This window comes from Lelliottia wanjuensis (assembly GCF_030238365.1).
GTDB classification, from domain to species: domain Bacteria; phylum Pseudomonadota; class Gammaproteobacteria; order Enterobacterales; family Enterobacteriaceae; genus Enterobacter; species Enterobacter wanjuensis.
The window spans coordinates 290,749-303,475 of the sequence record NZ_JASSOT010000063.1 but is presented as its reverse complement, the minus strand read 5'-3'; the positions used below and the strand labels follow the sequence as shown (position 1 = coordinate 303,475).

7 protein-coding genes are annotated in these 12,727 nt (G+C 57.4%); 4 read left to right on the top strand and 3 right to left on the bottom strand.

Features of this window, described 5'->3' with window-relative positions; genetic code table 11:
• Window positions 1-530: 530 nt before the first annotated feature.
• From QQF33_RS15305 to QQF33_RS15290, 4 genes are read left to right on the top strand one after another with little or no spacing between them, the layout of a single operon-like run.
• Window positions 531-5,810 (top strand): peroxidase family protein, encoded by a 5,280-nt coding sequence (locus tag QQF33_RS15305; protein WP_285149430.1) that lies wholly within the window; start codon window positions 531-533, stop codon window positions 5,808-5,810.
• A 60-nt stretch (window positions 5,811-5,870) separates the two neighbouring features.
• On the top strand, window positions 5,871-7,613 hold the full coding sequence (locus QQF33_RS15300) for a type I secretion system permease/ATPase (RefSeq protein ID WP_285158095.1): 1,743 nt from the start codon (window positions 5,871-5,873) through the stop codon (window positions 7,611-7,613).
• Window positions 7,613-8,926, top strand: coding sequence for an HlyD family type I secretion periplasmic adaptor subunit (locus tag QQF33_RS15295; protein WP_285158094.1), 1,314 nt, complete (start codon window positions 7,613-7,615; stop codon window positions 8,924-8,926). Before QQF33_RS15300 ends, QQF33_RS15295 begins: the two co-directional genes overlap by 1 nt.
• 46 nt (window positions 8,927-8,972) lie before the next feature.
• Window positions 8,973-9,641: a YecA/YgfB family protein gene (locus tag QQF33_RS15290; RefSeq protein WP_285149432.1), complete on the top strand. Its 669-nt coding sequence runs from the start codon at window positions 8,973-8,975 to the stop codon at window positions 9,639-9,641.
• Between the two features lie 83 nt (window positions 9,642-9,724).
• Here the strand turns inward: QQF33_RS15290 and QQF33_RS15285 are convergent, their stop codons facing one another.
• From QQF33_RS15285 to ftnA, 3 genes are all read right to left on the bottom strand, one after another.
• The gene (locus QQF33_RS15285) at window positions 9,725-10,174 is read right to left on the bottom strand and encodes a SymE family type I addiction module toxin (protein ID WP_285149433.1); all 450 of its coding nucleotides are present in this window, start codon (window positions 10,172-10,174) and stop codon (window positions 9,725-9,727) included.
• 579 nt (window positions 10,175-10,753) lie between these two features.
• Window positions 10,754-11,965, bottom strand: coding sequence for a tyrosine transporter TyrP (tyrP, locus tag QQF33_RS15280; RefSeq protein ID WP_285149435.1), 1,212 nt, complete (start codon window positions 11,963-11,965; stop codon window positions 10,754-10,756).
• 237 nt (window positions 11,966-12,202) lie between these two features.
• Entirely contained in the window at window positions 12,203-12,700 is a 498-nt protein-coding gene (gene ftnA / locus QQF33_RS15275) for a non-heme ferritin (RefSeq protein ID WP_282495436.1), read from the bottom strand.
• Between the last annotated feature and the right edge of the window lie 27 nt (window positions 12,701-12,727).

The following is a 12,727-nucleotide window of genomic DNA, read 5'->3' as shown; positions in this document are numbered from 1 at the left end:
TTAATCTCACGCTATTTTAATTCTGAGTAACTGGCGAAAATATGAGCTGAAATGCCTGGCATAAGAAAGAATAAATAAGACGATGGCACACGTCAGTGTTCAGAAAAAAGCTTAGAGAGGGGGGTAATGGTTTCAGCAGAAAGTATGAGGTGAGGAAACAAAGCACCCTCCATAGTTATGACCATAACAAAACTGTCATCTTAAATTAAAACTGAAATGACAGTTAAGCCTCACTAATATATTACCTTTGTGAAAATACAATCTGACTGAGTTATTAATCATTCATTAGCCGAATATAAAAGCACGGTATTTATTCCCGATTTTCCATTGGGAAAATTAATCTGACAGGATAATTTCTCCCCGCATTACGGATTCAGGGTCTGGCTTGTTGTGCTTAAAACGTAAACGGACTTCAGCGATCGACGACCTTAAGGTGATTAATTCTATCTGATGAGGATCATTCTTTATCTGTTGCGGCAGCGCCGTGGCGGAAATGGATGATGATAGCTTAATAAACAGAGGTAATGATTATGTCTACGCAATATGATTTTACCGTCACGCTCCACGATCTGGCGTTTATTCTGCAGCAGATCAAAATATCGGAAGCGGCAACCAATCCTGACGGATCGGTTAATGGCGAGCTGCTGCGCGAACTGGTCTCCAGCCCGCTGTTGCCCTATGGGCTTCGTACCGTGGATGGCTCCTGGAACAACCTGCTACCGGGCCAGGAGCTCAACGGGGCTGCCGATCAAACAATGCCCAGGCTGGTGACGCTGGATTTAAACGATCTGCAGGCGCTGCAAAAGTATCTGATTCTCAACCCGAATCAGATGGTGGTGGACGCCGACCCCCGCATCATCAGTAACCTGATCTCGGACCAGACCGCCTCCAACCCCGCCGCGCAGGAAGCCCATGACGGACTCGCTGACGCCCCCGGCGGCGGCACGGTGTCGGACAATGGCAGTTTATCTATCCCCAATTTATCGCCGGATATCGGCCTGTCACCGGCGTTCAACGGCTGGATGACCTTCTTCGGTCAGTTCTTTGACCACGGTCTGGACTTGATCCCCAAAGCCGGGAACGGGATTGTCTTTATCCCGCTCATGCCGGACGACCCGTTATTTGTCGAGGGCTCGCCGACCAACTTCATGCTGCTCACCCGCGCTCAGGTCGACGCCAACCACAACACCACCAACATCACCACGCCGTTTATCGATCAGAACCAGACCTATACCTCCCATCCTTCCCATCAAATTTTTATCCGCGAATATGCGATGGTTGACGGCAAACCTGAGCCAACCGGGAATCTGCTGGAAGGCGCGGGCGGCGGGCTGGCCACCTGGGCTGACGTGAAACATCAGGCTGAAACCCTGCTGGGGATTAAGCTGACGGATCAGGATGTGTTCAACGTTCCGCTGCTGGCGACAGACCGCTACGGCAACCTGATCTTGAGCGACAACGGTAAAGTGCAGATCGTCACCGCGCACGGCCTGGTGGAAGCCAACGGGGATGTCCTGCCAGCAGACACCATCCGCACCGGCCACGCCTTCCTCGACGATATCGCCCACACCGCGGTGCCAAAAGCGGGCCTGGTGGCAGATGACGATACGGAAACCGGCAACGCGCAGACCGCCGGAACCTACGATGACGAACTCCTTGACCGCCACTTCATTACCGGCGACGGACGCGGGAACGAGAATATCGGCCTGACTGCCGTGCATTCCGTGTTCCACAGCGAACACAACCGCCTGGTCGAGCAGTACAAAACCACCATTCTTGAAAGCAATGATATTGCGCTTATTAACCAGTGGCTGTTGCCGAATCACCAGATCACCGAAATCCCGGCTGATACCAGCACGCTGCAATGGAACGGGGAGTATCTCTTCCAGGCGGGGCGTTTTGCGACGGAGATGGAGTACCAGCATCTGGTGTTTGAAGAGTTCGCCCGCGCCGTGCAACCGGCGGTCGATCCGTTCGTCTTCTCCAACAGCGCGGACATCAACCCGGCGATTTTCGCCGAGTTCGCCCATGTGGTGTACCGCTTCGGCCACTCGATGCTCACCGAGACCGTCGCCCGTACCGATGAGGACATGCAGAGTGACGATATCGGGCTTATCGAAGCCTTCCTGAACCCGGTCGCGTTCCACGAACTCAACGGCCAGACCATCTCCACCGAGCAGGCGGTAGGGGCGATTGTGCGCGGGATGACCCGTCAGGTCGGCAACGAAATCGATGAATTTATCACCGATGCGCTGCGCAATAATCTGGTCGGGCTGCCGCTGGATCTCGGCGCGCTGAACCTGGCGCGTGGGCGCGATACGCTCATGCCGACCCTGAATCAGGCCCGAGAGCAGTTCTTTGAATTAACCGGCAACAGCGAGCTCAGGCCGTACACCAGCTGGGGCGACTTCGCCTCGTTCCTGAAAAACCCGGCGTCAATCATCAATTTCATGGCTGCCTACGGTCAGCACGATCTGATTCGCAACGCCACCACCATCGAAGGCAAGCGCGACGCGGTGAACTTCCTGCTGTTTGGCGATGCTGACGATCCTGCCCGCGCCGATGCGCTGGATTTCTTTATGGGGACCGGGGCGTGGGCCACCAAAGAGACCGGGCTGAACCTGGTCGACTTCTGGATTGGCGGGCTGGCAGAGCGCAAAAATGAGTTTGGCGGCATGCTCGGCTCCACCTTCAACTTCGTGTTTGAAACCCAGATGGAGTTGCTGCAGGACGGCGACCGCTTCTACTACCTGAGCCGCGTGCAGGGGCTGAACCTGCTCAACGAGCTGGAGGGCAACTCCTTCTCGGCGCTGGTGATGCGTAACAGCGATCTGGGCGATGCGGGATCTTCCCATCTGCCCGCCCACCTGTTCCAGACCCCGGATTACACCTTTGAGGTCGATAAAGCCCTGCAAACGCATGCCGATCCGAAGTGGGGGAATGCGCTGAAAGATCTGCTCTTCCCGCTGGTGGTGCGGCGCGCGGCCGGGCCGGATGTGGACGGGGATGGCGCAGCCGACGGCGCGTATCTGAAATACACCGGTGACGGGCACGTGGTGCTCGGCGGCTCGGCGGGAAATGACACGCTCATCGGTGGGAAAGGGATCGACAGCCTGTGGGGCGATGCCGGCGATGACCGTCTGGACGGCGGCGACGAGGCGGACGTGGTTCACGGCGGTGACGGGAACGACATTATCACCGACACCGGCACGCCAATCGGCGGGGCCGATTTCCTCCACGGCGATGCAGGTCACGACGTTATCTTCTCGGGCAACGGCAACGATCTGATCTTCGGCGGCAGCGGGAGTGATTTTATCGTGGTAGGCGAAGATGCGCAGGAGGTCTTTGCCGGGCGCGACAACGACTTCGTCCTCGGCGGCTCCGGCGGTGACGCGCTATTGGGTAACGAAGGCGACGACTGGCTGGAGGGCGGCGACGGGTTTGACTCCCTGACCGGTGAAAACTCCGAGCTGTTCTTCAACAGCACCATTGTCGGGCACGACGTCCTGAATGGTCAGGGTAATGACACGGACTACGACGGCGAAGCGGGCGACGACATCATGGTGCAGGGCGCTGGCATCCAGCGTAACAACGGCATGGCCGGTTTCGACTGGGCGATCCACAAAGGCGACCCCAACGCGGCCAACTCGGATCTGGGCATTCCGATCTTCGTCAACCAACAGGAGTTCATCCTGCGCGATCGCTTTGACCTGGTGGAAGGGTTGTCAGGCTGGAAGTTTGACGATGTCTTAACCGGCACGGAACAGCCGGTCGGGACTGCGCCGGTTCAGGGCGTACCGCTGTCCAATAACCTCACGCAGGAAGGCGTCGACAGGATCGCCGGTTTGCAGAGCATTGTCGGCGGACAGCGCCTCGCGGATCCGAATGCGGTGGTCTTTAACCCTGATACCGGCGGCGACATTCTCCTCGGCGGGGGCGGCAGCGACCGCATCACGGGCAAATCCGGGAATGACATTATCGACGGCGACGCCTGGCTGAACGTGCGCATTGCGGTCTCCGGCATGCCAGGGCTGACCAGCGCCGACAGCATGAACGAACTGAAATCCCTGATGCTGGCCGGAACTCTGAAGCCGAATCAGCTCTCCATCGTGCGTGAAATTTTGCAGGAGGGGGCAGGCACCGCGACGGACGTGGCGGTCTATCGCGATCTCAGCAGTAATTACCTGTTCAACCGCAACGCTGACGGCAGCCTGACGGTGAATCACGCCACGCCTGCGGCCGGGCTGGCGTTTAACGATGGCGTCGACCGCCTGCTGCATATCGAAAAACTGGAGTTCGGCAACGGCGAGCAGCTGTGGGTGACGGCCCAGGCCGCTACCGGCAACCTCTCGATCACCGATTCCACGCCGGAGGTAGGCGATCTGCTGCGCGTCAGTCTGACGGACCTGCAGGACGGGAACGGCATCGCGGTGAATGCCCCGATTGTGCTGACCTGGCAGGCGCTGGTGGGTGGGCAATGGCGCGATCAGGCCAGTGGCGAAACCTTTCGCGTGCCGGGCGGCATTCTGGGCGCGCCGCTGCGGGTGATTGCCAGCTTCACCGACCGGATGGGCGATGCCGAGCGGCTGGTCTCCGCGCAAACCGGCGCCGTTCAGGTGCGCGATCAGCCCACCACCGGCGCACCGGCGATCAGCGATTCGACGCCAACGGAAAGCGTCACGCTGACGGCGATCGTCTCGGGGATTGCCGACAGCGACGGTCTGACGGGCGGGAATTTCAGCTACCAGTGGAGAATGAGCCAGGGCAACGGGTTCGTGAATATCGCCGGGGCTACCGCCGCGACGTACACCCCCGGTCAGGCGATGATTGGCCGCGCAATGCAGGTGGTCGTCACCGTCGTCGATGACGAGGGCAACCCGCCAGTGGTGCTGACGTCCGCTGCGACTCAGCCTATCGGCGATATGGTGACGGGGAATAACGCGGCGAACACGCTGGTGGGCACGGCGTGGAGCGACATCATCAACGGCGAAGGGGGGAATGACACCTTACTCGGTCAGGCGGGGGACGATCTGCTGAACGGCGGGGCGGGCAATGACGACCTGGATGGTGGTGCCGGTCAGGATATCCTCAACGGTGATGCCGGCAACGACGAACTCGATGGCGGCACGGGTGCGGACATCATGGCCGGTGGCGCTGGCGACGATCTCTATATCGTCGATAACGCCGCAGACGTGGTGACGGAGGGGCTCAACGCCGGAACGGACACCGTCCGCACCGCGCTGGCCAGCTACGTGATGGCTGAAAACGTGGAAGTGCTGGTCTTCACCGGGCAGGGCAATTTCACCGGCACGGGGAATGCGCTGGCTAACACCATCACCGGCGGTTCGGGGAACGACAGGCTCTCCGGCCTGGGCGGGAATGACCTGCTGCAGGGCGGGATCGGCAACGACATTCTCGACGGCGGCGACGGGAACGATAACCTCGTGGGCGCTAACGGGAATGACAACCTGAGCGGGGGCGCGAATGACGACGTGCTCTCCGGCGGGATTGGCGACGATATCCTCTCCGGCGGCGCGGGGAACGACGCGCTCGACGGCGGGACGGGCGACGACCGGTTCGCGTTTGCGGCCGGTTTCGGACGGGATCGCGTGACCGGCTTCGACAGCGACTCGCGCGGCGGTCAGGATCTTATTGATATCAGTCTGCTGGGTATCACCGCAGGGAACTTCGGCAGTCGCGTGGCGATTGCGGCCAGCGGCGGCGATGCGATCATCACCATTGATAATAACGTCATTACGTTAGCAGGCGTCACCGCCAGCACCGTCAATGTGACTGACTTCATTTTATAACCTCCTGCTGCGACGGCCATGAGAATGGCCGTCGCTCACCGCTCAAATAAGGAGAAGCTTATGCCGCGCCCGCATCCGTCTACGGAAATGAATACGGCTTTAAAAGGCACGCGTCCGGTATTTCTTATGCTGCTGTTTTTTAGCAGCACGATCAATATTCTGATGCTGGCTCCGGCCATCTATATGTTGCAGGTTTACGACAGGGTGCTGGTCAGCAAAAATACCACCACCTTGCTCATGCTCACCTTATTAATCGTCGGTCTGTACACGGTTATTTCGATGATTGAATTCGCCCGCTCCAGCGTCATGACGCGCCTCGGCAACCGACTGGATGTGAAACTCAATCAGCTTATTTTTAATGCCACCTTTAAACGGCGGATTGCCACCGGAGATAATAATCCCGCGCAGGCTATTGCGGATTTAGCGCAGGTTCGCCAGTTTCTTTCCGGGAGCAGTATATTTGCGCTGCTGGATATTCCCTGGACGCCTTTATATTTATTCATCGCCTTTCTGGTGCATCCGCTGCTGGGATATTTGTCCGTCGGCGGGATTGTGATTTTATTTGCCCTGACGCTGATGACCGAATTAACCACCAAAAAGCCGATTCAGCAGGCGCACGCCTTAACCATCAATAACACCAGCAAGCTGAATAAACAGCTGCAAAACTCCGACACCATTGAAGCGATGGGGATGCTCTCGACTCTGAAAAATCACTGGCTGGAACAGCACAGCAAATCCCTGGTGATCCAGACCCATATTGCCGACAAAACGGCGGGGCTGAGCAGCCTGAGCCGCTTCGTGCGCATCCTGCTGCAATCCGTGGCGCTGGGCGCGGGGGCGCTGCTGGTGATCGCCGGGGAAATTACCCCAGGGCTGATGATCGCCGCCTCGATTATTCTTGGCCGCGTGCTCAACCCGGTCGAACAGGTGATCGGCAACTGGAAGCAGTTTGTGCAGTTCCGCCACGCCTGGCGTCAGCTGTCCCGCCTTCTGAGCGACTACCCGACGCCGAAAGATATTTTGACGCTGCCCCGTCCGAAAGGAAATATCAGCGTCGAAGCGGTGTTTGCCGCGCCTCCGGGCCAAAAGACGCCGGTGCTGCGCAATATTTCTTTCCAGCTGGAACAGGGGGAAGTGCTGGGCATAATCGGCCCGTCGGCGTCGGGGAAAACCTCGCTGGCAAAACTGCTGGTCGGCGTCTGGGCGCCCCTGTCGGGGAAAGTGCGCATTGACGGGGCAGATATTTGCCAGTGGGACAAAGCCCTGCTCGGCCCGGCCATCGGCTATCTGCCGCAGGATGTCGAGCTGTTCGACGGGACTATCGCGCAAAACATCGCCCGCTTTACGCAGAGTGACAGCCAGCCGATCGTCGCTGCGGCCACGCTGGCCGGAGTACACGAGATGATTTTGCGCCTGCCGGAAGGGTACGACACGCCGCTGGGTGCGCACGGATATCAGCTCTCCGGCGGCCAGCGTCAGCGCATCGGCCTGGCGCGCGCGGTCTTTAACAATCCGGCTTTTCTGGTGCTGGATGAGCCCAACGCCAGCCTCGACGACGCCGGGGAATATGCCCTTATCCAGGCGATCAATACCCTCAGAACCCAGGGTCAGACGGTGGTGATCATCTCCCATCGCCCGACGCTGCTGGGCGTGGTGAACAAAATCCTGCTGCTCAACGAAGGGACCATCCAGGAGTTCGGTACCCGCGAACAGGTGATCGCCAATCTGCGCCAGGCCAACATTCTCAAACCAGTGGCCACCGCTTCCTCACCGCAAAGTGAACCGCAACGCGAGGCATTGTGATGAAAAAGAATCAGGATCATACCGTCGATACCAATATCTGGCCGCCGCTGCTGCGGGGCATTCTGGTCATTGTGCTCGGCGTCGGCGGCTTTCTGCTCTGGGCGGTACAGGCCCCGCTGGATGCCGGTGTGGTGGCTGACGGGACGGTGACGGTGTCGAGCAACCGCAAAACCATCCAGCATTTAAGCGGCGGGCGGGTAACGGATATTTTTATCAAAGAGGGCGAGACGGTTAAAAAGGATCAGGTTCTGGTGCGGCTGGATAAAATCCAGCTCGATATGCGCTACAGCGCGCTCAGTGCCCAGTATATTGCGGCGAAAACCGTCGAAGATCGGCTGCTGGCCGAGCGCGACGGGCTGGAATCGATCGCCTTTAGCGACGCGCTGACGCAGCATTTTGCGGGCAACAAACGTCTGACGGAAGTCCGTCGCCTGCAGGAAAAGCTCTTCGAGACACGCAAGAAAACCATTCAGGATGAGCTGTCGATGATCCAGGAGACGCTCGACGGTCTGGCCGGGCAGACGGAAAATCTGAATAAAATTAAAGGCTACCGTGAGCATCAGTTCACCCTGATCAACCGCGAATTAGGCACACTCAGATCGCTCAGCGCAAAAAATTACTACCCGAAAGCGCAGCTGCTGGTGCTGGAGCGGGAGGCGGCGGAAATCTCCAGCAGCGTGTCGGAAGATATTCTCAACATCGCCAAACTGAAATCCCAGCAGAATGAGTTAAAAATCAAAGCGTATCAGGTGCAGCATCAGTTTATCCGCGAGGTGGAATCTGAGCTGACGGTGAATCAGAAAGATGTCGCGACGCTGGAGGATGAGCTGGCCTCCACCCGCCATGAGCTGGAAAACACCGAGATTCGCTCGCCGATTGACGGGATTGTGCTGGACGTGAAAGTCAGCACCGTCGGGGGCGTAATCCAGCCTGGCGAACATCTGATGGATATTGTCTCGGCCAATCAGCCACTGCAGATCGACGCCAAAATCCCGGTGCATGCCATTGATAAAATGGTGCCGGGGCTGACGGTGGATGTGCTGTTCCCGGCGCTGAACCATGCGCTGCTGCCTTCGGTTCCCGCGCGTGTTTTAACGGTTTCGGCGGACAGGCTGATCGATAAAGTGACCCAGCAGCCCTATTATCTGGCAGAAGTGCAGGTCAGCCCGCAGGGCGTGCATTTGCTTGGCGACTACAAAATCAAAGCAGGGATGCCCGCCAGCGTGACCATCAAAACCGGCGAGCGCACCCTGATGAGCTATCTATTTAAACCGCTCATTGCCCGCCTGGAACTGGCATTTAAAGAGTACTAGCCTGAAGTGTGGTAAGCTCCTTTTCTTTTTTTCAGGAGTATCAGCAATGACTGAAGGCCCATTATCTGAAAACGAACTGGAGTGGCTGGAAGAGACGTTGATGTCCTACGGTCACGAAGAAGCGTCGGTGATTGACGTTTCCGAACTCGACGGCATGTTGACCGCGGTGTTGTCCGGTCCTATCGTCGTCGAACCCGACACCTGGCTGGTGGCCGCGTGGGGCGGGCAAAAGTACATTCCACGCTGGAAAAACGACCGCGAAATGCACCGCTTTATCGATCTCTGCTTTAAGCACATGAACGATATCGCCGAGCGCCTTAGCGATTACCCTGACCAGTTTGAGCCGGTGTTTGGCGAGAACGAAGTCGACGGTAAAACCTACACCGTGGTGGAAGAGTGGTGCTATGGCTACATGCGCGGCATGGCGCTGACCGACTGGTCCACGCTGCCGGAAGAGCTGAAGCCGGATCTGGCGGTGATTGCCCTGCACGGTACGGAAGAGAACGTCGACCTCGTCGAAGAGATGACGGAAGACGAGTACCAGGCGAGCGTGGACAGCATCCGTCCGGCGGCGATTCGTCTGTACAACTACTGGCTGGCAAATCCGCAGCAACCGTTGTCACAAAAACCGATCGTCAACGGGACCAAAGTGGGACGCAACGATCCGTGCCCATGCGGGAGCGGGAAGAAGTTTAAGAGCTGCTGCCTGCATTAAAATCCTGCCGGGTGGCGCTGCGCTTACCCGGCCTACAAAACCCTGTAGGCCCGTGCAAGCGAAGCGCCGCCGGGCGGTTTATCTCACCGCTGCACCGCCGGAATATTCCCCGTATCATTTAGCGCACCAGGAAAGGTTTTTAACCACTCGGATACGCGCTGTTTATTAATACTCACCACGCTCATGCCTTCCAGACAGCCCCACAACTCGCGGGTGTTTTGCGGGGTGATGATGATGCAGTCCGGCATCACACGAATTTTCACCGGCATCCCGTCGATAAAACCGGCTTTCGAAAGCCACTCTCCGGTAAGAGGTAGATAGCTGTGTCCCATGCGCGAATAAAGTTCGCAGCAGGCGGTGCTGGACTGAGGCGTGTCAGCTCGCGCATGCACCATGGCGACATTCAGGGTTTTACCGTGCAGACGACGGGCGTCTTTTTTGCGAGTCACCTCGGGAAAACGATCATTACCCTCTGATCTCTCAGGATCTGTTTGGGCAATAGTGGGATCTGGCATAAACTCGTTCGCAGCCATAAATAACTCCTTTTCAGTTTTTTGTGGTTAGCGGTGTAACGGTGTTCCAGCACCTTTACGCCGCGCTTCATATTTTCCCGCTCTGAAGAACCCCTCCATCGCGTAAGCCTAATAATACTCCTCTGTATAAAAAAACAGTGCCCCAAAATCAGAGCAAATTCGCAAAATGCGAAGCCGCTTCCGACAGAATTAAAGTCAGAATGAAACGTTACATTGGGCACCGGTGTGGGTCCCCGCAGAAATCGGCGAACCGGAGGCCGGATGACAAGGTCTGGGCGCCAGGGATGGCGACCAGAGGTGAAACGAGACAGGACAAAATTGCCGGGAGCAATTTTGAACAGCGCTTGCGCTGGCCCCGTAGGGGCGAGTCCCATGGATGGGACGAGTAATCACGAGTCGAGCCGGCCGCGGGCAGCAGGCCGGGAGATGAGCGCAGTGCGAAGCACCGATTTCATGGCGGGGCGCGGGGATTGAAAAGGGGGCCGCGCAGCCCCCTTTTCACGTTCACAGGTTATGCAGCCATTATATTCTGTCGAACATAAAGTGAACGGAACAACCTCAAATGCTTCAAAAACAGGATCACCCGACCTCGGGCAACACCCCCGCCACAATCAAAAACTGCACCAAAATCACCCCAATCCCACACACAAACACCAGGCCTAACAACGGCTTCCCGCCCCACACCCGATAACCCGAATCCGGATGCTGCTGGCGGCTTTTCCATGCCAGCAGAGAAGGGAGCAGCAGCGCCAGCACCGCCAGCGCCACGCCCGCGTAACCCAGCGCCATCACAAATCCGCGCGGATAGAACAGCGCGAAGGCTAGCGGTGGCAGGAAGGTGATCAGTCCCGTCTGAATGCGTCCGCCGACGGAGCGATTACGCTGGAACAGATCCGCCAGATAATCGAACAACCCCAGCGCCACGCCGAGGAAGGAGGTGGCCAGCGCCAGATCGGCAAACAGATGCACCGCCAGCTCTACGTGCGGCGAGGCCACTACTTCACGTAACGCCTGCAGGAATCCGTTCAGACCCGAGTGATCGGCCATTAAGCCCATAAAGGTCGAAGAGCCAATGCTGCCGAGCGTCACCAGCTGCCAGAAAATATAGGCAATCAGCGGGATCGCACTGCCGATAATAAACACGCGACGCAGCTTACGAATATCGCCATTCATATAGCTGACGATGCTCGGCACGCTGCCGTGAAAGCCGAAGGAGGTGAAAATCACGGGGATTGCGGAAAGCGCCAGACCCTGTTGCAGAGGCAGCGTCAGCAGATTCACTTTGTGAACGTGCGGAGCCAGCAGGGCCAGCATCACCACCAGGAAAATAATCTTGGCGGTGAACAGAAAACGGTTAAACAGATCGACCAGCGATGTACCGACGCACACCACGCCGCCGCCAATCAGGGTAAAGAAGACAACGCCGGTGGCCGGAGAGATATCCGTGCCAAACCAGTCGTTGACGCTCGATGCAATCAGCTCGCCCGCGCCGCTCATGTACGCCGCCGTCAGGGCATACATCAGGAACATCATGCTAAAACCGGTGATCCACTGACCGTAGCGGCCAAGATAGCGCGCGGCCAGCGAGCCGAGGCCCGTATCCGCCGGAACGTGCTGATACACTTCCAGCAACAGCAGGGCGGTGTAACACATCAACGCCCACAGGCAACCCAACAGCACCAGCGTCACGCCAAATCCGACGCCCGCGGCGGCCAGCGGCATCGCCAGCATTCCTGCGCCAATCGTCGTACCTGCGACGATAAAAATACTTCCCAGTGTTCTGTTCTTCACGCTTTCCTCTACCACAACCGCTAATCGCAACCTAATCTGCGGCGCAGAGTAAGACAAAAGCGCAACCTCGTCAAATCCCCGTTACAAGTGGTGTAATGGAATTTTTACAGGGATGAAGCAGTGTTAGCGCAGGCGGCGAGAGGGAATTTTATCAAGGGGGGAAGAGGGGGTTTTCAACGCACGAAAATAAAATCTGTCGCCAATAAAAAAAAGGGAGCCAGAAGGCTCCCCAAAACTTTATTTCTGTGTGTCGAGAGTCGACAACTCTTTATCAATAAAGTACAGACCTTCGCCTGATTTACCCGCCAGCGATAATTTATCGAGTACGGATTTAAACAGTTTCTCTTCTTCGTGCTGCTCTGCAACATACCATTGCAGGAAATTAAAGGTCGGATAATCCTGAGCCACCATCGCCGCGTGAGTCAGTTCGTTAATTTTCTGGGTGATCAGCTGTTCGTGTTCGTAAGTGGCGCGGAACAGTTCGTCCAGAGAGGCGTACTCGGCAAACGGAGACGCAACCGGGTTGATGCGAGGCAGGCTGCCGGTGTCAGAGAGATAATCGAAAAGACGCTGCATGTGCGTCATCTCTTCCTGAGCGTGGCGACGCAGAAACGCAGCCGCGCCTTCAAAGCTGTGGTAGCTGCACCAGGCACTCATCTGTTGATAAAGCAGGGATGAAAAAAGCTCAAGGTTCATTTGTTCGTTGAGCTTATCGATCATTTCAGTTTTCAGCATAGCGCAGCTCCGGGAAATTATTAGTCA